The sequence below is a fragment of the Chelativorans xinjiangensis genome, assembly GCF_009812055.1.
GTDB classification, from domain to species: domain Bacteria; phylum Pseudomonadota; class Alphaproteobacteria; order Rhizobiales; family Rhizobiaceae; genus Chelativorans; species Chelativorans xinjiangense.
Genome location: NZ_WQNH01000009.1, coordinates 40176 through 62585 on the forward strand (window position 1 = coordinate 40176; position 22410 = coordinate 62585).

At 66.2% G+C, this 22410-nt stretch carries 24 protein-coding genes; 17 read left to right on the forward strand and 7 right to left on the reverse strand.

What is annotated here, in order from left to right; translation table 11 throughout:
* Positions 1-17: 17 nt before the first annotated feature.
* The 4 genes from GM910_RS08420 to GM910_RS08435 all read left to right on the forward strand — a co-directional run bounded on the left by GM910_RS08420 (position 18) and on the right by GM910_RS08435 (position 6920).
* A complete protein-coding gene (locus GM910_RS08420; RefSeq protein ID WP_159587081.1) occupies positions 18-926 on the forward strand; it encodes a DUF58 domain-containing protein in 909 nt (302 codons plus the stop codon).
* A complete protein-coding gene (locus tag GM910_RS08425; protein WP_159587082.1) occupies positions 923-3748 on the forward strand; it encodes a DUF4159 domain-containing protein in 2826 nt (941 codons plus the stop codon). The genes GM910_RS08420 and GM910_RS08425 overlap by 4 nt, the downstream gene beginning before the upstream one ends.
* Positions 3748-5820: a hypothetical protein gene (locus GM910_RS08430; RefSeq protein WP_159587200.1), complete on the forward strand. Its 2073-nt coding sequence runs from the start codon at positions 3748-3750 to the stop codon at positions 5818-5820. The genes GM910_RS08425 and GM910_RS08430 overlap by 1 nt, the downstream gene beginning before the upstream one ends.
* Before the next feature lie 131 nt (positions 5821-5951).
* Positions 5952-6920, forward strand: a complete 969-nt coding sequence (locus tag GM910_RS08435) for a hypothetical protein (protein ID WP_246225916.1) — start codon at positions 5952-5954, stop codon at positions 6918-6920.
* 90 nt (positions 6921-7010) lie between these two features.
* On the opposite strand, the gene GM910_RS08440 is transcribed toward GM910_RS08435, so the two are convergent.
* The gene (locus GM910_RS08440; protein ID WP_159587083.1) at positions 7011-7535 is read right to left on the reverse strand and encodes a GNAT family N-acetyltransferase; all 525 of its coding nucleotides are present in this window, start codon (positions 7533-7535) and stop codon (positions 7011-7013) included.
* A 394-nt stretch (positions 7536-7929) separates the two neighbouring features.
* Between GM910_RS08440 and GM910_RS08445 the strand changes: the two genes are divergently transcribed.
* The gene (locus tag GM910_RS08445) at positions 7930-8919 is read left to right on the forward strand and encodes a glutathione S-transferase family protein (protein WP_159587084.1); all 990 of its coding nucleotides are present in this window, start codon (positions 7930-7932) and stop codon (positions 8917-8919) included.
* Between the two features lie 206 nt (positions 8920-9125).
* On the opposite strand, the gene GM910_RS08450 is transcribed toward GM910_RS08445, so the two are convergent.
* The gene (locus GM910_RS08450; RefSeq protein ID WP_159587085.1) at positions 9126-9620 is read right to left on the reverse strand and encodes an NUDIX domain-containing protein; all 495 of its coding nucleotides are present in this window, start codon (positions 9618-9620) and stop codon (positions 9126-9128) included.
* Between the two features lie 53 nt (positions 9621-9673).
* Here GM910_RS08450 and GM910_RS08455 point away from each other — a divergent pair, with 53 nt between their 5' ends.
* Positions 9674-10594 carry a metallophosphoesterase family protein gene (locus tag GM910_RS08455; RefSeq protein ID WP_159587086.1) on the forward strand — a complete coding sequence of 307 codons (921 nt, stop codon included), beginning with the start codon at positions 9674-9676 and terminating at the stop codon, positions 10592-10594.
* 23 nt (positions 10595-10617) lie between these two features.
* Here the strand turns inward: GM910_RS08455 and GM910_RS08460 are convergent, their stop codons facing one another.
* The 3 genes from GM910_RS08460 to leuA all read right to left on the reverse strand — a co-directional run bounded on the left by GM910_RS08460 (position 10618) and on the right by leuA (position 13901).
* Positions 10618-11217 carry a hypothetical protein gene (locus tag GM910_RS08460; RefSeq protein WP_159587087.1) on the reverse strand — a complete coding sequence of 200 codons (600 nt, stop codon included), beginning with the start codon at positions 11215-11217 and terminating at the stop codon, positions 10618-10620.
* 201 nt (positions 11218-11418) lie between these two features.
* Positions 11419-12177: an alpha/beta fold hydrolase gene (locus GM910_RS08465; RefSeq protein WP_159587088.1), complete on the reverse strand. Its 759-nt coding sequence runs from the start codon at positions 12175-12177 to the stop codon at positions 11419-11421.
* Entirely contained in the window at positions 12174-13901 is a 1728-nt protein-coding gene (gene leuA / locus GM910_RS08470; protein WP_159587089.1) for a 2-isopropylmalate synthase, read from the reverse strand. The genes GM910_RS08465 and leuA overlap by 4 nt, the downstream gene beginning before the upstream one ends.
* Before the next feature lie 351 nt (positions 13902-14252).
* Here leuA and GM910_RS08475 point away from each other — a divergent pair, with 351 nt between their 5' ends.
* From GM910_RS08475 to GM910_RS08490, 4 genes are all read left to right on the forward strand, one after another.
* Positions 14253-14597 (forward strand): ArsR/SmtB family transcription factor, encoded by a 345-nt coding sequence (locus GM910_RS08475; protein WP_159587090.1) that lies wholly within the window; start codon positions 14253-14255, stop codon positions 14595-14597.
* Complete coding sequence (locus GM910_RS08480; protein ID WP_159587091.1) at positions 14587-15066, forward strand: SRPBCC family protein; 480 nt, start codon at positions 14587-14589, stop codon at positions 15064-15066. Before GM910_RS08475 ends, GM910_RS08480 begins: the two co-directional genes overlap by 11 nt.
* Positions 15067-15170: 104 nt before the next feature.
* A complete protein-coding gene (locus GM910_RS08485) occupies positions 15171-15638 on the forward strand; it encodes an SRPBCC domain-containing protein (protein WP_159587092.1) in 468 nt (155 codons plus the stop codon).
* Positions 15635-16084: a GFA family protein gene (locus GM910_RS08490; protein WP_159587093.1), complete on the forward strand. Its 450-nt coding sequence runs from the start codon at positions 15635-15637 to the stop codon at positions 16082-16084. The genes GM910_RS08485 and GM910_RS08490 overlap by 4 nt, the downstream gene beginning before the upstream one ends.
* On the opposite strand, the gene GM910_RS08495 is transcribed toward GM910_RS08490, so the two are convergent.
* Positions 16081-16605, reverse strand: a complete 525-nt coding sequence (locus GM910_RS08495) for a winged helix-turn-helix transcriptional regulator (RefSeq protein ID WP_159587094.1) — start codon at positions 16603-16605, stop codon at positions 16081-16083. The two genes, GM910_RS08490 and GM910_RS08495, sit on opposite strands and share 4 nt — an antisense overlap.
* Before the next feature lie 108 nt (positions 16606-16713).
* Between GM910_RS08495 and GM910_RS08500 the strand changes: the two genes are divergently transcribed.
* From GM910_RS08500 to GM910_RS08530, 7 genes are all read left to right on the forward strand, one after another.
* The gene (locus GM910_RS08500) at positions 16714-17340 is read left to right on the forward strand and encodes an MBL fold metallo-hydrolase (protein ID WP_159587095.1); all 627 of its coding nucleotides are present in this window, start codon (positions 16714-16716) and stop codon (positions 17338-17340) included.
* Between the two features lie 32 nt (positions 17341-17372).
* Positions 17373-17903, forward strand: a complete 531-nt coding sequence (locus GM910_RS08505) for a dihydrofolate reductase family protein (RefSeq protein WP_159587096.1) — start codon at positions 17373-17375, stop codon at positions 17901-17903.
* A 38-nt stretch (positions 17904-17941) separates the two neighbouring features.
* Complete coding sequence (locus tag GM910_RS08510) at positions 17942-18790, forward strand: alpha/beta fold hydrolase (protein ID WP_159587097.1); 849 nt, start codon at positions 17942-17944, stop codon at positions 18788-18790.
* A 38-nt stretch (positions 18791-18828) separates the two neighbouring features.
* Complete coding sequence (locus GM910_RS08515) at positions 18829-19380, forward strand: dihydrofolate reductase family protein (protein ID WP_159587098.1); 552 nt, start codon at positions 18829-18831, stop codon at positions 19378-19380.
* 53 nt (positions 19381-19433) lie between these two features.
* Positions 19434-19796: a nuclear transport factor 2 family protein gene (locus GM910_RS08520; protein WP_159587099.1), complete on the forward strand. Its 363-nt coding sequence runs from the start codon at positions 19434-19436 to the stop codon at positions 19794-19796.
* A gap of 41 nt (positions 19797-19837) precedes the next feature.
* Positions 19838-20584, forward strand: a complete 747-nt coding sequence (locus GM910_RS08525) for a DUF899 domain-containing protein (protein WP_159587100.1) — start codon at positions 19838-19840, stop codon at positions 20582-20584.
* Positions 20585-20857: 273 nt separating this feature from the next.
* Complete coding sequence (locus GM910_RS08530; RefSeq protein WP_159587101.1) at positions 20858-21274, forward strand: YciI family protein; 417 nt, start codon at positions 20858-20860, stop codon at positions 21272-21274.
* Between the two features lie 241 nt (positions 21275-21515).
* Here the strand turns inward: GM910_RS08530 and GM910_RS08535 are convergent, their stop codons facing one another.
* Entirely contained in the window at positions 21516-22397 is an 882-nt protein-coding gene (locus tag GM910_RS08535) for a cation diffusion facilitator family transporter (protein WP_159587102.1), read from the reverse strand.
* Positions 22398-22410 lie beyond the last annotated feature (13 nt).

The window sequence follows — 22410 nt, forward strand, 5'->3', positions numbered from 1 at the left end:
GCAACGGCGGAAGGCTGATGGCGCGGATCGGTGAAGTCACCACCCCGGTTGAGACCCGGGATGCGCTCGTGCGGGCACGCACACGGGCCGCGCTTGTGCCCGATCTGCTGGTGGAGGCGCGGCGGGTCGTCAACAATGTGATCGCCGGCTGGCACGGCAGGCGGCGGCGCGGCATCGGCGAGAATTTCTGGCAGTTCCGGCCCTATGTGGAGGGCGAGGCGGTGTCCCGCATCGACTGGCGCCGCTCGGCCCGCGAGGAAGACCACATCTATGTGCGCGACCGCGAATGGGAGGCCGCCCATACGGTTTGGCTGTGGGCCGACCGCTCACCGTCCATGCTGTTCCGCTCCAGCCAAGCGGATGTCTCCAAGGAATCGCGGGCGCTGGTACTGATCCTGGCCCTGGCCGAGCTCCTGTCGCGCAGCGGCGAGCGCATCGCCTGGCCGGGGCTTTCCGATCCCTTCGCCGCGCGCAACGGGGCGGAGAGGCTGGCCCAGCATATCAGCCATGCCGAACCCGCCACCGGGCGCCCGGACCTGACGGTCGTCCGCCGCTTCTCCGATCTGGTCGTCACCGGCGATTTCCTCGAAGCGCCGGAAGAGACCATGCGCTGGCTCGACCCGCTGGCGCGCACCGGCGCCAGGGCGCATCTGATCGAGGTGGCCGACCCGGCGGAAGAGACCTTCCCCTATTCCGGCCGCACCGAGTTCCATGACCCCGAGACGGGCGAGCGGCTGACTGCCGGGCGTGCCGAGACGCTGGGCGACGACTACCGCCGGCTCTACCTTGCCCGGCGAGAGACGCTTGCCCGGTGGTGCAAGAAGCTCGGCTGGAGCTATACGGTGAACCATACGGACCGGCTGGCTTCCGAGGCGCTCATCCGCGTACACACGGCGATGACGGCCGAAATGGATATCGGCCGATGAATTTCCTCCCCCTCTCCTTCGGCGCGCCGATGGTCCTGTGGGGCCTCATCGCCCTGCCCGTCATCTGGTGGCTTCTGCGGCTCACCCCGCCCAGGCCGCAGCAGGAGACCTTCCCGCCGCTCGCCATCCTGGCGCGCATCGTGAAGAGGGAGGAGACGCCGCACCAGAGCCCGTGGTGGCTGACGCTTCTGCGGCTGGCGCTCGCAGCCCTCGTCATCCTGGCGCTCGCCGCTCCCGTCTTCAACCCGCGCGAGAAGATCGCCGTAGGCGGCCAGGCGCTTGCCGTCGTGATGGACAACGGCTGGTCGAGCGCGCCCGACTGGGAGCGGCGCGTGGCCACGGCGACGCGGCTGATCAACGACGCCAAGGAAAGCAGCGTGCCGGTGATCGTCGCGCTGACGGCGGAAAAGCCGGCGCAGGACATCGGCCCCTTCGACGCCGACACGGCCATCGAGCGGCTGAACGCGGCCGAGCCTCGGCCCGTGCCGACGGATCGGCCGGCGACCTATGCCCGCGTCGCCGATGCGCTTGCCGATATGCCCGGCGCGACCTTGGCCGTGCTGGCGGACGGGCTCGCGGGACCCGACGACGAAGCGGCGTTCGAGACGCTGTTTTCCGCCGAGCTTTCCGACGTTCTCTGGGTGACGCCGGACCGGCTGCCGACCGTTGCGCTTTCCGACGGCGCCAACGAGCCGGAGCGCTTTGTCGTGACGGCGGTGCGGCGCCAGGACGAGAGGGGGCCGCACCAGGTGGTCGCCTATGCTTCCGACGAGCGCGGGCGCCGGATCGCCGAGACGACAATCACCTTCGGCCCCGGCGAGGCGCGGGCCGGCGGAGAGATGCGCGTTCCCTTCGAATTGCGCAACGACTTCGCCTCCATCGGCCTTGCCGGCGAGAGCCATGCCGGGGCCCTGCGCATGCTGGATGAGAATGCGCGCCGCCGGCGCGTCGGGCTTCTGTCGCAGCACGAGGCGGACCAGGCGCAGCCGCTGCTCTCGCCGCTCTATTACATCGAGCGCGCGCTCGGCCCCTATGCCGACCTCATCCAGCCCTCCAACCCGGAATTGACCGAGGCCATCCCGCAGCTTCTGGAGCAGAAGCCGGCGGCGATCGTCATGGCCGATGTCGGCACCCTGCCGGACTCGGCGCGCGAGGCGCTGGTCGAATGGATGCACGAGGGCGGCACGCTGATCCGCTTCGCCGGGCCGCGGCTGGCGGCGGCGGAGCATGACGAAGAGCTGCTGCCCGTGCGGCTGCGCGCCGGCGAGCGCTCGCTGGGCGGGGCGTTGTCGTGGTCCGAACCGCAGCCGGTGGACGAGTTTCCCGCAGGCGGCCCCTTCTCCGACTTGACGCCGCCGCGCGACGTGGCGGTGACCCGCCAGGTGCTGGCCGAGCCGTCGGCCGATATCGTCGAGCGCACCTGGGCCAATCTCGCCGACGGCACGCCGCTGGTAACCGGCGCGGGGCGCGGGGACGGCCGTGTCATCCTGTTCCACGTCACGCCGGAGGCCACCTGGTCGAGCCTGCCGATCTCCGGAAGCTTCGTCGAGATGCTGCGGCGCATCGTGCAGCTTTCGCGCAACCAGGGGAGCCTCGCCGCCGACCAGGAGGAACAGAGCGGGCGGCTGCCGCCTTACCGCATGATCTCGGCCACCGGCACGCTGGTGCCGCCCGGACCCGAGGCCGAGCCGCTGCAGCCCGCCGGCGACGCGCCGGTCACGCTTGCCAATCCGCCGGGGCTCTACGGCTCGGAAGAAGGCGTGGTGGCGCACAACCTTCTGGCGCCGGACGCGCAACTCACCGCCCTTTCCCGCCCAACGGCGGCGGTGACGACGAGCGAGGCACGTTACGCCTTCGACCAGTCGCAGCCGCTCAAGGGACCGCTGATGGCGGCGGCGCTGGCGCTTCTGGCGCTCGACACGCTGGCCGTGCTGTGGCTGGGCGGGCTGTTGCAGCGGCGCCCGGCGCGCCGCGCCGCCTCCGCCGCCTCGGTGCTGCTGGCAGCCGCGCTCGTGCTCTCCCTGCTGGCACCGCAAGAGGCGCTGGCGCAGGATGATACCCAGCCAAGCGACGTGGAGGCGATTGAGGCCATATCGGCCACCCGCATCGCCTATGTGAGGACTGGCATCTCCTCGGTCGACGCCATCAGCCGCGCCGGCGTGCAGGGCCTGTCGCGCTTCCTGGCCGAGAAGACGGCGCTGGAGCCCGGCGCGCCGGCGGGTCTCGACATCGCCACCGACGAACTGTCGTTCTACCCGCTCATCTACTGGCCCATCGACCCCAGTGCCGAGATGCCTTCCGAGGAGGCCATCGCGCGCATCGACGCCTATATGCAGCAGGGCGGCACGGTACTCTTCGACACGCGCGACCAGTATTCCTCGGGCTTCGGCTCCTCCGGCTCGGTGAGCCCGGAGACGCAGCGGCTGCGCGACATCCTTTCCGGCCTCAACGTGCCGCCGCTGGAGCCGGTGCCGGACGACCACGTGCTGACCAAGGCGTTCTACATCCTGTCGGAGTTCCCCGGCCGCTACCGCGGCAGCGATCTGTGGGTGGAGGCCTCCGCCGATGCCGAGAGCCGCGCCGACCGGCCCGTGCGCACGGGCGACGGGGTGTCCCCCATCATGATCACGGCCAACGACCTTGCCGGTGCATGGGCCATGGGCTCGAACGGCGAGCCGCTGCTGCCTACCGTGCCTTCGGACCCGATACAGCGCACTTACGCGCTGCGGGCGGGCGTGAACATCATGATGTACATGCTGACCGGAAACTATAAATCGGACCAGGTGCACGTGCCTGTCCTGCTCGAACGGCTGGGCCAATGATGAACTGGTCCCTGAGCTTCGATCCGCTGTTTTCCTGGGGGGTTCTGGCGCTTCTCGTCATCCCGCTCGCCTGCCTGATGGCGCTCAGCCTGTTCGTTGGCCGGCGCGGCGCGCTGCTTCGCCTGGCCGCGCTTGTCGCGCTGGCGCTGGCGCTCCTCAATCCGGTGCTTCTGGAGGAAGAGCGGGACCCGCTCAAGAGCGTCGTTGCCCTGGTGATCGACGAAAGCCGGAGCCAGAACATCGGCGACAGGAGCGAGACGACGCGGCAGACAGCGCAAGCGCTGGCGGAGCGGCTGGAGCGCTTCGACCAGTTCGAGGTGCGCATGGTCGAGGCCGGCCGCAGCCAAGCCGTCGACGAGAACACCGAGACCCGTCTCTTCGATGCGCTGGAAGGCGCTCTGCGCGACGTGCCGTCCTCACGCGTGGCCGGCTCCGTCATGATCACCGACGGCCAGGTGCACGACGCGCCGCCCAACGCCTCGGGCCTCGCCGGACCGCTGCACGCGCTGATCACCGGCCGGGAGGGCGAGCGCGACCGGCGCATCCGCTTCGAGCGCGCGCCGCGCTTCGGCATCGTCGGCCAACCCCTGGAAATGAGTTATCGCGTCATCGATACCGAGGGCGAGACCGGCCAGGTGGAGGTCGAGGTTCTCGTCAATGGCGAACTGGCGCTGGTCGAGCAGGCGACGATCGGCCAGGAAATGCCGCTGGAAGTCACCGTTCCCACCGCCGGGCGCAACATCGTGGAACTCAGGATCCCGGTAGAAGAGGGCGAGATCACGGAGACCAACAACCGCGCCGTCGCCCTGATCGACGGCATCCGCGAGAACCTGCGCGTGCTACTCGTTTCCGGCGAGCCGCATTCGGGCGAGCGGACCTGGCGCAACCTCTTGAAGTCCGACGCTTCCGTCGACCTCGTCCACTTCACCATCCTGCGCCCGCCGGAGAAGCAGGACGGCACGCCGATCAACGAACTGTCGCTGATCGCCTTCCCGACGCGCGAGCTGTTCGTCGAAAGGATCGAGGACTTCGACCTCATCATCTTCGACCGCTACCAGCACCGCGACGTGCTGCCGATCCTCTATTACGACTACATCGCCGAGTATGTGGAGCATGGCGGGGCGCTTCTGATCGCCGCCGGGCCCGAGTTCGCAGGCGACCAGTCGATCGCCCACACGCCGCTGATCTCCGCACTGCCGGCGCTGCCCAGCGGCGAGGTGATGGAGGCCGGCTTCTACCCTCGTCTGACGGACACGGGCGCCCGCCATCCCGTCACGCGCGGCCTTGACGGCTCGGCCTCCGAGCCGCCCGGCTGGAGCCGCTGGTTCCGCGCCGTCGGCATCGGCGAGACGGATGGCCAGGTGGTGATGCAAGGGCCGGGCGAAGCGCCGCTTCTCTTGCTGGCGCGCCGCGGCGAGGGCCGGGTGGGCATGTTCCTGTCCGACCAGGGCTGGCTGTGGGCGCGCGGCTTCGAGGGCGGCGGCCCCTACGTCTCGCTTTACCGCCGCATCGCCCACTGGCTGATGAAGGAGCCGGACCTTGAAGAAGAGCGCCTGACGGCGGCCGGCCGCGGCATGCGGCTCGAGATCACCCGCCAGTCCATGGAGGACGAGGTGGGCACGGCCACGGTGACCGCCCCTTCGGGCGAGACGCGCGAGGTGCCGCTGACGGCAGGCGAACCCGGCCTCTTCCGCGGTACGCTGGAGGCCGACGAGATCGGCCTTTACCAGGTCGAGAACGGGGATCTGTCGGCGCTTGCCCATGTCGGCCCGGTCAACGCTCCGGAATTCGCGGATACGGTGTCGACGGAAGAGGTTCTGGCGCCGGTGGCGGAGGCGACCGGCGGCAGCGTGCGCCGGCTGGAAGGCGGCGTCGGCGGCCCCGCCCTCCCCAACATCGTGCCGGTGCGCAGCAACGCCACAACGGCGGCCGGGCGCGACTGGATCGGCCTCCGGAGCACCAACGACAGCGTCTTGCAGTCCATCAGGCGCGTGCCACTGTTCGCCGGGTTCCTGGGCCTCGGCATGCTGCTCCTGGCGCTCGGCGCCATGTGGTACCGCGAGGGGCGGTAAGGCGCGATCCGGCTTCCCGTTTCAGTGGCGCGGCCTTCTTTCTTCGCAATGCCATATTTCAACCGCGCTCTGTCATTAGGCATGTTTTGCCAGCTATGTCATTGATTTAAATTATTATTCGAGAGGACAAGATGCGGATTTCGACATCTATTGGAGCCGTCGCTGCCGTATTGGCAGCACTCTGCGGCCCTGCTTCTGCGGGAAGTGGGGATGCACCGGCAAACTTTCTCTATACGAGTTCGGGGAGCCTTGAAGAACTGCGGCCTGTTCTCGAACGGCCCGACATCGACGGCGTTCAAATCGTCTACAACTGGAAGTCGCTGGAACCCAGCATGGGGCAGTACGACTTCTCGGCGATCGAGGGGGATCTGGCGGTTGCCGACAAGCTGGGCAAGAAGCTTTTCATCCAGGTGCAGGACCGCTTCTTCTCGGTCGAGGCGAGGAACGTGCCCACCTATCTGACGACCGAGCCGCAATATGGCGGCGGCCTCGTGGCTCAGGTCGACAACGCCGGCGAGGGACAGCCGGTCGGCCACGGCTGGGTGGCGATGCAATGGAACCCTGCCGTACGCGGCCGCTTTCAGGCCCTCATCGAAGCCTTGGCCGAAACGTTCGACGGCCGGGTGTTCGGTGTGAATCTGTCCGAGACCGCCGCAGATATCGACATGAAGGGCGATCGGACCGGCTTTACCTGCGACGCCTATTTCGAGGCGGAGATGGATAACCTGGCCGCGGCCTGGGCGGCCTTCACCGAATCGCATGTCGTGCAATACGTGAACTTCTGGCCCTGCGAGTGGGCGAACGACCACGATTACATGGGGCGTCTGTTCGAATACGCCGCCGGCCACGGTGTCGGCCTTGGCGGCCCCGACATCGTCCCCTACCGCAAGGGCCAGATGAAGAACGCCTATCCGTTTTTCAACCGGTACAAGGGGAAGCTCGGCCTGGTGGCGATGGCGGTGCAGGAGCCCACCTTGATCTACACGAACCCGAAGACCGGCAGGCCGTTCACGAAAGACGAGTTCGTCAGCTTCGCTTCCGATTATCTGGGGGCAGACGTCATTTTCTGGAGCGCGGAATCGCCGTGGCTGAAGGGCTGACCGCCACCGGAGCCCATTCCTTGCGTATTTCATCCACCAGACCGCCGGGCGCTGGCCCGGCGGCATAGGAACGTGGTCCGGGATCTCTGCTTAATCCCCGGCCCTGTCGGCAGCCAGTGCCGCGTGCGTCACCGCGCCCGAAAGTGCCGTCAGCGCGCCCTCCTTCAATTCCACCGCCAGGAGGCGGTTGGGATCGACCGGGCGCGGCATGCGCAGTTGGCCGGGTGGAATGCGCTTGAAGCCGAGCGGGCCGTAATAGGGCTCGTCCCCCACCAGCACCACCGCCGCGGCGCCCCCCTCGCGCGCCGCCTCCACGGCGATCTTCACCAGCTTCTTGCCGATGCCCTTGTTCTTGTAGACGGGACGCACGGCAAGCGGCCCGAGAAGCAGCGCCCTGCCCTTTCCCGCCGCGATGCGCGTCAGCCGTACCGAGGCGACGACATGGCCGGCGTTGAGGGCGACGAAGGACAGCGCGCGCTCGTGCGGCCCGCCTTCGCGGATCTTGTAGGCAGCGCGCGTGAAGCGGCCGGGGCCGAAGGCCTCGGCGTTGATGTGCTCTATTTCGGCGTCGTGCGCCGGGTCTTCCGGCAGAAAGGTGATGTCGGCAAGGGACATGGAGAGATTTTCCGGTGATAGGACAGGGATATGCGGCATCAGGCGCACCCGCGAAGGCGCGTCGGCCCTATCGTCGTCGCTGCACCGGAAAGAGAACCATCGCATTCATCTCCAAGGAACGGTTCCGCTAGCACCAAACGCACGCCCCGTCCACTGGAATGATGCGCCCTCCTTGCGGAGACTTTCGCAATTGTTGACGATGCGTTCATGCCCGCCGGGGTTGGGAAGCAATCGTCGATGTCCTAGTGGTCTGACCCAAACAGATGGTACCCATCTGTTTGGAAAAGTCAGCCCACAAGATATTGGTCTGGTGGGGCGATTTGTCCTGACAGATGGGGACCATCTGTCAGGATCGCACCACTAGATGCGGGTGGCAGATAGAAGGAGAATGACGATGGGCCTGCTCGTCGACGGCGTATGGCACGACCAGTGGTACGACACCTCGAAGACCGGCGGCCGCTTCGAGCGGTCGAAGTCGCAGTTCCGCGATTTCGTGACGAAGGACGGGCAACCGGCCGAGGGGCGCGAGCGCGGCTTCAAGGCGGAGCCCGGCCGCTACCATCTCTACATCTCCTACGCCTGCCCCTGGGCCCATCGCACGCTGATCTTCCGCAAGCTGAAGAAGCTGGAGGACGTCATCTCCTTCTCCGTCGTGCACCATTTCATGGGCGAGAACGGCTGGACCTTCAAGACGGGCGACGGGGCGACGGGGGACCGGCTTTACGGCCTCGACTTCCTGCACCAGATCTATACCAAGGCCGACCCGCACTATTCGGGCCGGGTGACGGTGCCGGTTCTGTGGGACAGGAAGACGGAGACGATTGTCTCGAACGAATCGGCCGAGATCATCCGCATGCTGAATTCGGCCTTCGACGAATGGGGCGACGCCTCGGTGGACCTTTATCCGGCACCCCTGCGTGCCGAGATCGATGCCGTCAACGACCTCGTCTACGAGAACATCAACAACGGTGTCTACCGCGCCGGCTTCGCCACCACGCAGGAAGCCTACGAGGAGGCCTTCGGCCAGCTGTTCGCCGCCCTCGACACGGTGGAAGAGCGCCTGTCGCGCCGGCGCTATCTCGCCGGCGAGCGCCTGACGGAAGCCGACTGGCGGCTTTTCACCACGCTGGCGCGCTTCGACCCGGTCTATGTCGGCCACTTCAAGTGCAACCTGCGGCGCATCGCCGACTATCCGAACCTGTCGAACTATCTGCGCGAGCTCTATCAGGTGCCGGGCGTCGCCGAGACGGTGAACATGCGCCACATCAAGGCGCACTATTACGGCAGCCACGCCTCCATCAACCCGACGCGCATCGTGCCGGTGGGGCCGGAGGTGGACTACTCGGCACCGCATGACCGGGGGAGGCTTGCCAAGGCGGCGTGAGCATTTCCGCTCCGTGTGGGTGGAGTCTTTGTTCGGCTTCGCCGGACCCCCACCCCTACCCCCTCCCCTCAAGGGGGTGGGGGACATGGCGCGCTCGACCGGACTTCCCTCCCCCTTGAGGAGAGGGATTGAGGGTGGGGGTCCCGGCGAAGCCGGCAAAAAGACCTACATGCGATAGCCCTGCCCTCAACGGGAAGGAAAGGCGCCTACCACTCCGCCGACACCGGCGCCCCCTCGAAGATCTCCGCCAGGCGCTGCCGCGTTCCCTCGGTCGTCTCCTCCGGCAGGGCGTCGAGGGGGAAGAACCGGGCCTCGGCGATTTCCCCGTCGGGCCTGTGCGGGCGGGTCTGGCGGAAATCGGCGACGAGATAGACGGCGACGTGGTCGCGGCGGCTGGCCTTGCGGTTGAAGTGAACCGACTTCAGCTCCGGCATGCCTGTAAGGGCGATGTTGCCCTCCTCTTCCAGTTCGCGCGCCAGGGCCGCTTCCATGGTCTCGCCCGGCTCGACGCCGCCGCCGGGCAATTGCCAGCCGGCCACATAGGTGTGGCGCACGAGGAGAACGGCGCGGGCTTGCGCGCCGTAGACCACGCCGCGCACGCCGAGCGTCATCGGGCGACGCAAGAGGAACCACAGATGGAAGAGACGCACGAGGAGGCGCATCTTCCCGGCGGGGCGCGGCGCGAAGAGGCGGCCGTTCATGCGGGGCTCCGCGAGGGCTGGAAAGGCGGGCGGGGCTGCATTACACACGGAGCATGTTTCGCCTTGCACATTTTTCCGACATCCATCTGGGGCCGCTGCCCGACATAACCTATCGCGAACTCGCCAACAAACGCATTACCGGCTACATCCACTGGCAGCGCCGCCGGCGCATCCATCTCGACCACGGCATCATCGACCGCATCACCGACGACATGCTGGCCGCAAACCCCGACCACATCGCGCTGACCGGCGATCTGGTGAACCTGGCGCTTGCCAAGGAGATCGAGACGGCGCGGCTGTGGCTGGAGGGGCTTGGGAGCCCTGAGGACATTTCCGTGGTGCCGGGCAACCACGACGCCTATGTGCCGCGGGCGCTCGCCAGGGCTTGCCTCGCCTGGGGACCTTACATGACGGGCGACGGAGCGGCGCCGCCCACCGACCGCCATGGCTTTCCCTATCTGAGGGTGCGCGGGCCGGTGGCGATCATCGGTGTGTCTTCGGCACGGGCGACGGCGCCGTTTCTGGCCAGCGGCTATTTCGCCGAAAAGCAGGCAAGGGAGACGGCGGAACTCCTGGATGAGACCGGCGCGCGGGGCCTGTTCCGCATCGTCCTTATCCACCATCCGCCCGTGCGCGGCGCCACAGGCCCGCACAAGCGGCTTCTTGGGATTTCACGCTTCCAGAAGATGGTGCGCCGGCATGGCGCGGAGCTGGTGCTTCACGGGCACACGCACCTGCCCACCGTGCACCGCATCGACGGGCCGGACGGCACGGTGCCGGTCGTCGGCGTGGCGGCGGCCGGCCAGACGCATGGCGGAGCGAAGCCTGCGGGGCACTACAATCTCTTCGAGATCGTCGGCATGCCGGGGGCGTGGCAGGTGCAGTTGACGCGGCGCGGGGCGGTCGAGGGGCAAACGGAGATCGGCGAAATCTCTTCTCAGATACTGGTCTCAGGCGTGCGGGCGCCGGCCTAAGAGGTAGTACCAAGGCACCGGCCCTATCGGAGAAGGCTGTCGATCTCCGGAAAGCGATCCGAGAGGAAAAAGAGGACGCCGGCGATGCCGACGGCGCCGCCGGCCAGAACCAGCAGCAGACCACCGAAGAACGCCTTCCACGGGCTGCGCGCAGCCGGCGTGGCCTCTCCTATTTCTTCCCGTCCGCGAGGCAGCGCCTCCACCTCGCCCTCGACGGCGCGCTGACGCTCCACCAGGCGCTCGGCGATATAACGGGTGACCTGGTCGGCCACCGGCGCCATGTCCGTCGATTCCGCCAGCACCACGCGGCCCAGCCGCGTATCGCGCAGGAAGCGGTAGGTGCGCCGGTCGCGGCCCATGGTGACGTGCGCCACGGCGTCGATCCACAAGCGCGGCTGCTCGCCGGACGAGATGACGAGGTCGAAGGCGGGATCGTCCTCGGGCACGTCGGCGAAGACGGGTCCCAGTTCCTGCGCCAGAAGCTCGAGCCGTGTGCGGCTCGCCTCGCGCATCTCGACGACCACGTCCTCGCGGTCGGCGGCGGCGTTCTTCATCTCGCGGACGGCGTCGGAGAGCTTGCGCACATTGGCGATGGGAGCGACGTTCTGGTTAGCCTCGCTCATGATGGTCCTCCAGACCAATAAAGATCGTTAACCTACCGTTAACACGGGCGGGAAGGGAAATCATCCTGATTTGTTCCGCTTTCGTGCCTGTTGAAAACCTGCGTACAGCGCCGTGCGCCCTTTAGGACGCACGGCGCTGTACGTGATTGAATCTGCGCATCGTGCTTTCCGAAAATCGATTCCGGTTTTCGGGCCGATGCGTTAGCCGAGGGCGCGGACGAGGATGCGCGCCATCTCTTCCGGCGCTTCCTCCGGCAGCATGTGGCCGAGATCCGGGAAGGTGTAGAGGACGAAACCCGGCGGCAGATCGCGCGCCTGCCGAACGGGCAGAACGGTGTCGAGCCCGCCCCAGGCGACATGCACGGGCATGGGGAGCGCGGCCAGCTTTTCGCGGGGGATGACGCCCTGGCGGCCGTCGCGGGCTATCAGGCCGCAGACATGCCGGAGCATGGCGCGTTGGCCCGGGATCGCGCGCATGGCCTCGGCCTCGTGCACGGCGTCTTCCGCAACCAGGGGCCGGCGCCCGGACATGAGGGTGAGACAGTCGCGGATGGCGGCGGCGCTCCCGGCCTCGGCATAGCGCCCAAGCAGCGGGGCATTGATCTCCGGACCGAGGCCGCCGGGGGCGAAAAGCGTGAGCGAGAGGACGCGTTCGGGCGCGCCGAGGGCGGTGAGCGCGGCCACCGCGCCGCCGAAGGAATGGCCGGCGAGGTGGAAGCGGTCGATGCCGCGACCTTCGAGGTCGGCGAGAACGGCCTTGGCGGCGGCGCCGGCCCGGCCTGCATCGGGGAAATGAAGCGAGCCGCCGTGGCCCGGCAGGTCGTAGGCGAGCACTCGGGGAGTTCCGCCGAGTGCCGCGCGCACGCCGTTCCAGACGCGGTGGGTGCCGGCAAAGCCGTGCAGGAGGACGAGGGCGGGAGCGCCCTCGCCCGTCCGGCTGAGGTAGAGCCCGGTGCTCAACCGACGATGCGGTTTGCCGCCGACGTCACCGCCTCCAGGGAGGCCGTGACGATGTTGGTATTGATGCCGACGCCGAAGAGCTTGCCGCCGGGATGCTCCACCTCGACATAGCTGACGGCGGAGGCATCCGCCCCGCGCTGCAGCGAGTGCTCGGAATAGTCGAGCACGGTCATCTCCACGCCGACATGGGCCGACAGCGCGTTGACGAAACCATCGATGGGGCCGGTGCCGGTGCCCTTGATAACCATCTCCCGACCGTTGTCGACGATCGTCGCCTCGACGATGCGCCGGCCCTTGGCCTCCGGGTGCGGGAAGGTCTGGTGGTCGAGGAATTTGAGCCGCCCGCCCGGCTGGTCCACATAAAGCTCCAGGAAGCGCTCATGGATGCGCTTCGACGGCAGCTCCTTGCCCTCGGTATCGGTGATCGCCTGGATGTCCTCGCGGAACTCGACCTGCAGGTTGCGCGGCAGGTTGAGCCCGTAGTCGGCCTGCAGCACATAGGCGATGCCGCCCTTGCCGGACTGCGAGTTGATGCGGATGATCGCCTCGTAGGTGCGGCCGACATCCGCCGGATCGATGGGCAGGTAGGGGACTTCCCACAGTTCCTTGTTGGCCTGGCGGAAGGCCTTCATGCCCTTGTTGATGGCGTCCTGGTGGGAGCCGGAGAAGGCGGTGTAGACAAGCTCGCCGACGTAGGGATGCCGCTCCGGGATGTGCAGCTGGTTGCAGTGCTCGAAGACGTCCTTGATGCGGTTGATGTCCGAGCAGTCGAGCATCGGGTCGACGCCCTGCGTGTACATGTTGAGCGCGAGCGTGACGATGTCGACGTTGCCTGTGCGCTCTCCGTTGCCGAACAGGGTTCCCTCCACCCGGTCCGCGCCCGCCATCAGGCCGAGTTCGGTGGCGGCGATGCCGGTGCCGCGGTCGTTGTGCGGGTGCAGTGACAGGATGATCGAGTCGCGCCGGTCGAGCTGGCGGCTCATCCATTCGATCTGGTCGGCGTGGATATTGGGGGTGGACATCTCCACCGTCGCCGGCAGGTTGAGGATGAGCTTGTTGTCGGGCGTCGGATCGATGATCTCGGTGACGGCGTTGCAGATCTCCAGCGCCACCTCCAGCTCGGTGCCGGTGAAGCTCTCGGGCGAATACTGGAAGCGGTAACCCTGATGTCCTGATTCCCTGGCGGCCTTGGCCGCCATGTCGGTGATCATCTTGGCGGCGTCCGTGGCGATCTGTTTGACGCCGGCTACATCCTTGGCGAAGACAACGCGGCGCTGCAACTCGCTGGTCGAGTTGTAGAAATGGACGATGGGCCTCCTGGCGCCTTCGAGAGATTCGAAGGTGCGCGCGATCAACTCAGGCCGGCATTGCACCAGGACCTGCAGCGAGACGTCGTCGGGCACGTTGCCCTCTTCGATGGTCCAGCGCGCGAAGTCGAAATCCGTCTGCGAGGCGGACGGGAAACCCACCTCGATCTCCTTGAAGCCCATGTCGAGCAGGAGGGCGAACATGCGCGCCTTGCGCTCGTGGCCCATGGGGTCGATGAGCGCCTGGTTGCCGTCGCGCAGGTCGACCGAGCACCAGATGGGCGCCTTGTCGATGCGTTTGCCCGGCCAAGTGCGGTCGGCAAGGCCGACTTGCGGATAGGGCTGGTACTTGCGCGGGGCGTCGGGCATGCCCTTGTGCCCTGCGTTGCGGTTGGCGGTCTCGTTCTTCGCGTCCATATCGTTCACTCCGGCGGCCGCAGGCTTGCTCCAATGCAAAGCGCCGCCTGTCAAGGCTTCACTGAAAAAGGTTTAGCGGAAGGAGCAGGCCAGCGCGTCCGGCGACACCGATCGCCGGGTGCCCCTTCAACGGACCCGGCGATCGCCGATAAGGCCGAGAAGCAGCAGGCCGGGGGCGAGCGCACGCGTGGCCGTGCCGCCAAAAGCGGACGGGCAGGAATAGCTTATGCGCTCAATGTCCAACATGAGGTTTTGATAGCCGAGGCGGTGGCACGGCGCAAGAGGCCGCTTGACAGGGTCAGGGCCTTTCTGTATTTCACCAAATAGCTAATTAACTTAATGGTGAACTATATGAAGTCGGATCCCCTCAGCACCGCCTTTGCCGCCCTGGCCGACCCGACGCGGCGTGCCATGCTCACCCGGTTGTGCGAGGGCGAGGCGACGGTGAACGAGATCGCCGCGCCGTTCGACCTGTCGCTTCCGGCCATCTCCAAGCATCTCAAGGTTCTGGAGGGCGCGGGACTGATCTCGCGCGGACGCTCCGCGCAGTTCCGCCCCTGCCGGCTCGAACCGGGGCCGCTCAAGGACGTGGCCGACTGGGTGGAGCGCTACCGCCGCTTCTGGGACGAGAGCCTCGACCGCCTGGACAATTACCTGAAGGAAATCCAGTACAAGGAGAGATCCGATGACGCATGAATTCGCCGCCGCCCGGCACTCCGACGCGGAACTATACATCTCGCGCCTTTTCGATGCCCCGCGGGCGCTCGTGTTCGAGGCATGGACGAAGGCGGAGCATCTCAGCGGCTGGAGCTGCCCGACCGGCTTCACCATCCCCCACTCCGAAGGCGACATCCGCACGGGCGGCTGGTTCAAGACCTGCATGCGCTCGCCGGACGGCGAGGAACACTGGCTGAGTGGCACCTATCGCGAGGTCACGCCGCCCGAGCGCCTCGTCTTCACCCATGCCTGGCATGACGAGAGCGGCAGGCCGGAGCACGAGACAGTGGTGACGGTGACGCTGAAGGAGGAAGGCGGCAGGACGCGGCTGACCCTGCACCAGGCCTTCTTCGCCTCCAAGGCCTCGCGCGATGGCCACGAGGGCGGCTGGAACGAGACGCTCGACAATCTGGCCGCGTATCTGCCGACCATCGCCGGCGGTGGTTAAAGCGGCACTTGAGGAAAGCTGAATCGGAATGTCAGCCACTGCAGCCAACCGCGCGGAATGACTCGACGTTTCGCTCATATCTTGATCCGATGGGGAGAAGGACGATGATCCGGACGACCACCGCCATAAACGACCTCGCACTTTCCATCACCCGCATCTTCGACGCCCCGCGCAGCCTCGTCTTCAGGGTCTGGAGCACGCCGGAGCATCTCGCCCGCTGGTGGGGGCCGAAGGATTTTTCCGTGCCGTCGGTCAAAACCGACTTTCGCGAGGGCGGCGCGTGGCGCGCCTGCATCCGCTCGCCAGAGGGACAGGACTACTGGGCGAGCGGGGTTTACCGCGAGATCGCCGAGCCTCACCGCATCGTCTTCACCTTCACCTGGGAGGAGGAGAACGCCATGGAAACGGTGGTTACCGTGACGCTGGAAGAGGTTGGAGAGAAGACACGGCTCACCTTCCACCAGACGCCCTTCCCCACCCCCGAAAGCCGCGACGGCCACACGGAGGGCTGGGAGGAATGCATGGACCGGCTTGGCGCCTATGTCACCGCACAAAAGGAGGAGATGGGATGAGGAAGACCTATCACGGGAGCTGCCATTGCGGGGCTGTCCGCTTCGAATGCCGGCTTGACCTGGCGCCGGAAGGCCAGCGCTCGGAGCCGGCGCGGGAGGGCGTCTATTGGACATCGACCTTCCGCTGCAACTGCTCCTCCTGCCTGAAGACACGGTTCTGGAAGGCGTTCGTCGTACCGGAGGACTTCAAGCTGCTTAAGGGCGAGGAAGCGTTGACGGAATACCGCTTCGGCGCGCGCATGATCAGACATGTCTTCTGCAAGCACTGCGGCGTCCACCCCTTCGCCAGCGCCGATTTCGACATGATGGGCGGGGCGTTTTATGCCGTCAACCTCGTCTGCCTCGACGATGCCAGCGACGAGGAGCTGGCGGGCGCGCCGATCATCTATGAGGACGGCCGACATGATGCCTGGGACAGGGCGCCGGAGGTGGCCTCATACCTTTAGGCAGGCGCACGCCCCCGCGCCATCACCTCCTCATAGGCCGCGCGCAGCCTCTCACGCACGCCCGGCCCTGACCTGGGCTTCGCCGGAATCCCCAGATGCTCCTGGCGCAGCTCCTCCATGAACTCTTCCCACAGGTCCGGCCCGCCCTCCTCCAGGAGCTGCGCACGGATGGAGAGCGCCTCCGTCACTGGCAGCCATTTGCGCCCCCAGGCGCCGATCATGGCGAAGACCGGCAGAAGCTCGATCCCCTTCTCCGTCAGGCTGTAGATCGCCTTCTGCTTGTGGCTCGGGTCGTCCTTTTTGGAGATGACGCCTTCCGCCATGAGCCGGCGCAGGCGATCGGCCAGGATGTTTGAGGCGATCCCCTCCTCGTTCTGCGCCAGAAGCTCGCGGAAGTGGCGGCGGTTTCCGAACATCATGTCGCGCACGATGATGAGGGACCATTTGTCGCCCAGAACCTCCAGCGTGAGGTTGATGGGACAGCCCGAGCGGTGGGCGGATGCTTCCTTGTCGGCGGCCAATTTTACTTTCTCCAAAAAAAACCGGTTGCGAAATAAAATCAGTTCGACTAACCTGCAACCGGTTGTAAGTTGCAATCATCTGCACATGAGGTCAAGGGAGAGAATGAGATGAACGCCTGCGCCTCGATCACCATCACGCCGATTCTCGTCGCCGACCTGCACGTCGAGGGCGAGCGGATGCCAGTCTACGTGCACGTCATCGACCATCCCGATGCGCGCATACTGGTCGATACCGGTATGACGGAGCTGCACCCGGCAGTGGTGGCTGCTTTCGATCCCCGCCTCTATCCACTGAGCAAGCAGGACTTCGACGTCGCCGGGATCGACATCGTCGTCAACACGCACCTGCACGCCGACCATTGCGGCGGCAACCACCTCTTCGCCGGCAAGCCGATCTATGTCCAGCGTCGGGAGCTCGACGACGCCCACGGCGAGGACGACTACACGATTCGCGAGTGGGTCGATGCGCCCGGCGTGCGGTATGTGCCGGTCGACGGCGAACTCGAGCTGCTTCCCGGGCTCCGGCTCGTCCCGGCGCCGGGCCACACAGCCGGCATGCAGGTCGTCGTCGTCGAGACTGGCGGGCGCCCGGTTGTCGTTGGCGGCGACGTGGCGGTTTGGTTTGGCGAGCTTGATGAGCCGCGCACCGAAGGCCAGCTGCTTGCGCGCGCGCTCGACCCCGAGCTGATCTGGCTCGCGCACGAGCACGAGCCGTGGCGGCCCCGCGGCGTCTAAAGCGCGCGGCCTTTTGTGAGGAGAATGGGACTATGGCCAAGCTTGTTTTTGGAATGAACCAGTCGCTGGACGGCTACGTCGACCATATGGCGTTTGCACCAAGTCCCGCGCTCTTCCGCCACTTTATCGAAGAGGCTGAGCGGCAGGTGGGTAGCATTTACGGGCGCAAGATGTATGAGATCATGCGGTACTGGGACGATGACCATCTCGACTGGGAGCCGGAAGGAGCGGCCTTTGCGGCTGCGTGGCGGAAGCAGCCGAAGTGGGTCGTCTCGCGCTCGTTGAAGTCCGTCGGCCCCAACGCCAGGCTTGTCGCGGGCGATCTCGAGGACGCGATCCGTCAGCTGAAGGCCGAGCGCGACGGGGAGATCGAAGTGGCCGGCCCCGATCTGGCGCATAGCCTAACCGAACTAGGGCTGATCGATGAATATCGCATCTACCTGCACCCAGTAGTGCTTGGCCATGGCAAGCCATATTTCGCCGGCCCCCGGCCGCCGCTCCGCCTCGTGACCCATGATCGAATCGGCGAGGACACGGTCAGGCTGACTTACGTTCCCGCCTGATCGCGCCGCGCCGTTCAACGCAGTCCACGGAGCAGAACATGAATGCGCGCACCATCAGGATCGACGATGTCGAGTTCGTCACTGAAGCGTTCGGCGATCCGGTAAATCCGCCCGTGCTTCTGATCATGGGCGGGATGGCTTCCATGCTGTGGTGGCCCGAAGAATTCTGCCGACGCCTGGCCGAGCGCCGCCGCTTCGTCATCCGCTACGACCAGCGCGACAGCGGCCTGTCGACGAAATATCCGCCCGGTCAGCCGGGCTATATCTTCGAGGATGCGGTCGATGACGTCTTCCGCGTGCTCGACGGCTACGGGATTTTTGCCGCCCATATCGCGGGCTTTTCCCTCGGCGGCATGGTGGGCCAGGCCGCCGCGCTGAAGAATCCCGAGCGCGTGCTTTCGCTGACGACGATCAGCAGTTCGCCGGTCGGGGTGGACACGTCCCACCTCCCGGCGAGCGGCGAGGCCTGGATGGAACATATGAAAGTGGAGGCGGACTGGTCGGACCGGGCAGACGCGGTCGCGTATTTGGTGGAGGATGCGCGCCTGACGGCGGGCACGGCACATCCGTTCGACGAGGCCGGGACCCGAGCCTTCATCGAACGGGATTTCGACCGCTCAGGCGGCTATCTCAGCGCCACCAACCACAGCATCCTCTTCGAGGTCGGCGAGGCATGGCGGGACCGGCTGCACGAGATGAAAGCGCCGCTTCTCGTCGTTCACGGCACGGCCGATCCGGTTTTCCCGCCGGAACACGGCGAAGCGCTGGCCGCTGCCGTTCCCGGCGCCCGCCTGCTGAAGCTCGAAGGTGGCGGCCACGAGTTGCACCCCGGCCATTGGGACCGGATCGTCGCGGCAATCGCCGAACATTCGGGCAAGATTAACTGACCCCACAGCAGCGAAACCATATCCGAAGGAGACAAGCAATGAGACGATTGGTGGTTTGGAACGTGATGACGCTCGACGGCTATTTCGAGGGCAAGAGCCCGTGGGACCTCGGCTTCCACGAGACGGTCTGGGGAGACGAACTGGCTGCGTTTTCGCTCGAGCAGGGCAAGGAGATCGGCACGCTGCTTTTCGGGCGGCGCACATATGAAGGCATGGCCGGCTACTGGAGCAAGGAGACCGGGGAGATTGCCGACATGATGAACTCGATCGAGAAGGCGGTGGCGACCCGCACGCTCGACGAGGCGACATGGAACAATACCCGGCTCTTGAAGGGCGAGGCCGCGGAGGCGGTCAGCGCGCTGAAGGCGGAGGAGGGCAAGGACGTCTATATATTCGGCAGCGCCGACCTGCTCGACTCCCTCCTCAAGGCCGGGCTCGTTGACGAATACCGGATCTGCGTCGCGCCGGTGGTGCTGGGCGGGGGCAATCCGTTGTTCAAGCCGCAGGACCAGCAGGTCAAGATGCGCCTCGAAGGCTCGCGCCCGCTCAAGACCGGCGGGGTGATGCTGACCTATGCGGTAGGCGGGTAAGCCGATGTGTTCGGGCGTTCGTCCCGACTGTGGCTCATTGTGAGGAGGTCGCCATGCCACACCCAACCCGAAGCGAAACCGTGAAAGACGTCTTCCGCGCCTATCGCACAAGAGACCGCCGTCTGATGGAGCAGACGCTGACGGAGGACTTCACCTTCACCAGTCCCTATGACGACGCCATCGACAGGAAGGCCTTCTTCGAGCGGTGCTGGCCGGCAGGCCAGCGCATGGCCGAAATTTCTCCGGAAGAAATTGTCGAGAACGGCGACCGCGTATTCGTCTTGTACAGGTGCCGCACTCGGGAAGGGAAGGAATTCCGCAATGTCGAGACGCTCGATTTTACGGATGACCGCATCCGCGCCGTCAATGTCTATTTCGGCGCGGCCTATATCGACGGCGTTTTCCAACCCTCCTGAGGGAGCCGGCACTTGAACTTCGAACCATGGAGGAACCGAAGATGAGCCTGCCAAAAGTTGTTTCGCGAGAGGAATGGCTGGAAGCCCGCAAGGCGCTGCTGGCCAAGGAGAAGGAGATGACGCGGGCGCGCGACACCTTGAGCGCGGAGCGGCGGCGCCTGCCGATGGTGAAGATCGAGAAGGACTACGTCTTCGACGGGCCGGACGGCAAGAAACGACTGATCGACCTCTTCGAAGGCCGCCGCCAGCTCATCATCGGCCATTTCATGTTCGATCCGCGTTGGGAGAAAGGATGTCCCGGCTGCACGGCCGGCGCCGAGGAGATCTCGGACGGGCTGATACGCCACTTGAACCACCGCGACACCTCCTATGCCTGCGTATCGCGGGCGCCGCTCGAAAAACTCGAGCGCTACAAGGCGGAGAAGGGCTGGCGCTTCCCCTGGTATTCGTCCCACGGCAGCGACTTCAACTACGATTTCGGCGTGACGGTCGACGAAAACCGTGGACAGGCGACCTACAACTACCGCACCAAGGAGGAGCACGAGAAGGCCGGGACGGGCTATTATTTCGAAGGCGAGCAGCCGATCGAACAGCCCGGCAGCAGTTTCTTCCTGCGCGTCGGCGACGACGTCTACCACACCTACTCGACCTTCGGACGGGGTGCGGAGACGACGGGCGGCTCCTACTACTGGCTCGACCTGACGGCACTCGGCCGCCAGGAGGAATGGGAGGAGCCGAAGGGACGCGTGGAGAGCGCGCGGGCCAACCTGCCCTTCTTCGACGATTGATTGAGGACATGGACCCGCGCCTATCGGACCATCGGATAGGAAGCGCGGCCGCCCTCCGGCGAAGAAGAAACCTTACGGGCGCGGTCGGACAGCGCCCTTTTTCTTCGTCCTAGTGGTCTGGTGGGGGTACGTCGGCACAGCCGGCGTGCCGGAAAGGGAGGAAGGGACGATGAATACCGAAGCGGCTCCGATCGCATTGGTGCTGACTGCCCTGCGCCTGGGCCGGCGGTGCGCTGTATCTAAAGACCCGTTCCCCATCCTGAGGAGGAAACCATGCGCTACATGATGCTGATGATCCCCGCCGGCTACGAGGCAGCCGCACCCGGCACCATGCCCGACGACCCCAAGGCCGTCGAGGTCATGATGCGATACAATGAGGAACTGCAGAAGGCCGGCATTCTGGTGGCAGCCGAGGGGCTGCACCCGCCCTCCATGGGCGCCCGCGTTTCCTTCGCCACGGGAGAGCCGGTGGTGACCGACGGACCGTTCGCCGAGGCCAAGGAAGTGGTCGGCGGCTACTGGGTCATCGAGGTCGGCTCGCGCGAAGAGGCTATCGAATGGGCCAAGCGCTGCCCCGCGCAGCCCAACGAGACCATCGAAATCCGCCGCATCATGGAGATGGACGACTTTCCCGACGACGTGCGCGCTGCCGCCGAAGGTTACGCGGATATGCAGTCGAAACGCAGCTGATCCGGCGCCGGCGGGAAATTTTCCATCGCGGCGAAGAAATCCCTTGCGTATGTTCTCTTTTTGTTCCAATCTTCTCGATTATCAGAAGGGATGGGGCATGAGGGACCCGGTACAAAAAGCCGCAACGGCCGGACGAACCTGGCCCGCGTTCCGGCCGGCGGCTGTGGAAGGCCGGTTGTCCGCGCCTCTTCTGGCATTTCTCCCGAATTCGCCCCCGGCGCAACGGAATGACGTGGCGATCCTATCCGTGCTTGGCCTTGTGTTCCGGCTCCACGTGGATGGTGACGCGGGCGCCGGGAAGCTCGTCCTCCAGCACATCCTCGATGCGATCGCAGATCTGGTGCGCGCGCTCCACCGTCATGTCCGAGGGCACCACCAGGTGAAACTCGATGAAGCGAGCGCGGCCGGCCTCGCGCGTCTTCAGGTCGTGGAACTCCAGCGCGCCGTCGCTGTTGGCGCGCACGAGGCGCTCGATCTCGGCCAGTTCCGCAGGGTCGACCGCAACGTCCATCAGCCCCTGGACGGAAGCGCTGACCATGTGCCAGCCGTGCCACAGGATGTTGGCCGCGACGATGACTGCCATCAGCGGGTCGAGCCACAGCCAGCCTGTGGCGAGCGCCAGGAGAAGGCCGACGATAACACCGGCCGACGTGATGACGTCGGTCCACAGATGACGGCTGTCGGCCACCAGCGCCGGCGAGCGGGCGGTGCGGCCGACGCGCATGAGGACGACCGCCCAGATGCCGTTGCCAACCGCCGCGACAGCCGTAATCGCAAGGCCGATCCCCGGCGCCTCCAGCGCGTGCGGCAGGGAGAAGGCGAGCCCCGCCTCGCGCAGGATGAGGAGTGCCGCGACGACGATCAGCACGCCTTCCAGCACTGCGGAAAGGTACTCCGCCTTGTGGTGCCCGAAGGGGTGGTTTTCGTCGGCCGGGATGTACGCCACGCGGATGGCGAAAAAGGCCGCACCCGACGCCACGACGTTGACGATGGATTCCATCGCGTCGGAGAACAGCGCGACGGAGCCCGTCAGCCACCAGGCGCCGAGCTTCAGGGCGAAAATCGCCATGCCGACGACGATGGACCAGAAGGAGAGGCGCCGGACTGTCTTTGCGGATGTCATGGTTCGCCGCACC

What these genes read in the sequence shown, in the direction of transcription:
- GM910_RS08500 (WP_159587095.1), top strand. Translation starts at nt 16,714, where the DNA reads ATGAACGCCTGCGCCTCGATCACCATCACGCCGATTCTCGTCGCCGAC.
- GM910_RS08435 (WP_246225916.1), top strand. Translation starts at nt 5,952, where the DNA reads ATGCGGATTTCGACATCTATTGGAGCCGTCGCTGCCGTATTGGCAGCA.
- GM910_RS08530 (WP_159587101.1), top strand. Translation starts at nt 20,858, where the DNA reads ATGCGCTACATGATGCTGATGATCCCCGCCGGCTACGAGGCAGCCGCA.
- GM910_RS08535 (WP_159587102.1), bottom strand. Translation starts at nt 22,397, where the DNA reads ATGACATCCGCAAAGACAGTCCGGCGCCTCTCCTTCTGGTCCATCGTC.
- GM910_RS08440 (WP_159587083.1), bottom strand. Translation starts at nt 7,535, where the DNA reads ATGTCCCTTGCCGACATCACCTTTCTGCCGGAAGACCCGGCGCACGAC.
- GM910_RS08490 (WP_159587093.1), top strand. Translation starts at nt 15,635, where the DNA reads ATGAGGAAGACCTATCACGGGAGCTGCCATTGCGGGGCTGTCCGCTTC.
- GM910_RS08485 (WP_159587092.1), top strand. Translation starts at nt 15,171, where the DNA reads ATGATCCGGACGACCACCGCCATAAACGACCTCGCACTTTCCATCACC.
- GM910_RS08460 (WP_159587087.1), bottom strand. Translation starts at nt 11,217, where the DNA reads ATGAGCGAGGCTAACCAGAACGTCGCTCCCATCGCCAATGTGCGCAAG.
- GM910_RS08450 (WP_159587085.1), bottom strand. Translation starts at nt 9,620, where the DNA reads ATGAACGGCCGCCTCTTCGCGCCGCGCCCCGCCGGGAAGATGCGCCTC.
- GM910_RS08510 (WP_159587097.1), top strand. Translation starts at nt 17,942, where the DNA reads ATGAATGCGCGCACCATCAGGATCGACGATGTCGAGTTCGTCACTGAA.
- GM910_RS08425 (WP_159587082.1), top strand. Translation starts at nt 923, where the DNA reads ATGAATTTCCTCCCCCTCTCCTTCGGCGCGCCGATGGTCCTGTGGGGC.
- GM910_RS08430 (WP_159587200.1), top strand. Translation starts at nt 3,748, where the DNA reads ATGAACTGGTCCCTGAGCTTCGATCCGCTGTTTTCCTGGGGGGTTCTG.
- GM910_RS08515 (WP_159587098.1), top strand. Translation starts at nt 18,829, where the DNA reads ATGAGACGATTGGTGGTTTGGAACGTGATGACGCTCGACGGCTATTTC.
- GM910_RS08525 (WP_159587100.1), top strand. Translation starts at nt 19,838, where the DNA reads ATGAGCCTGCCAAAAGTTGTTTCGCGAGAGGAATGGCTGGAAGCCCGC.
- GM910_RS08420 (WP_159587081.1), top strand. Translation starts at nt 18, where the DNA reads ATGGCGCGGATCGGTGAAGTCACCACCCCGGTTGAGACCCGGGATGCG.
- GM910_RS08475 (WP_159587090.1), top strand. Translation starts at nt 14,253, where the DNA reads ATGAAGTCGGATCCCCTCAGCACCGCCTTTGCCGCCCTGGCCGACCCG.
- leuA (WP_159587089.1), bottom strand. Translation starts at nt 13,901, where the DNA reads ATGGACGCGAAGAACGAGACCGCCAACCGCAACGCAGGGCACAAGGGC.
- GM910_RS08480 (WP_159587091.1), top strand. Translation starts at nt 14,587, where the DNA reads ATGACGCATGAATTCGCCGCCGCCCGGCACTCCGACGCGGAACTATAC.
- GM910_RS08520 (WP_159587099.1), top strand. Translation starts at nt 19,434, where the DNA reads ATGCCACACCCAACCCGAAGCGAAACCGTGAAAGACGTCTTCCGCGCC.
- GM910_RS08505 (WP_159587096.1), top strand. Translation starts at nt 17,373, where the DNA reads ATGGCCAAGCTTGTTTTTGGAATGAACCAGTCGCTGGACGGCTACGTC.
- GM910_RS08455 (WP_159587086.1), top strand. Translation starts at nt 9,674, where the DNA reads ATGTTTCGCCTTGCACATTTTTCCGACATCCATCTGGGGCCGCTGCCC.
- GM910_RS08445 (WP_159587084.1), top strand. Translation starts at nt 7,930, where the DNA reads ATGGGCCTGCTCGTCGACGGCGTATGGCACGACCAGTGGTACGACACC.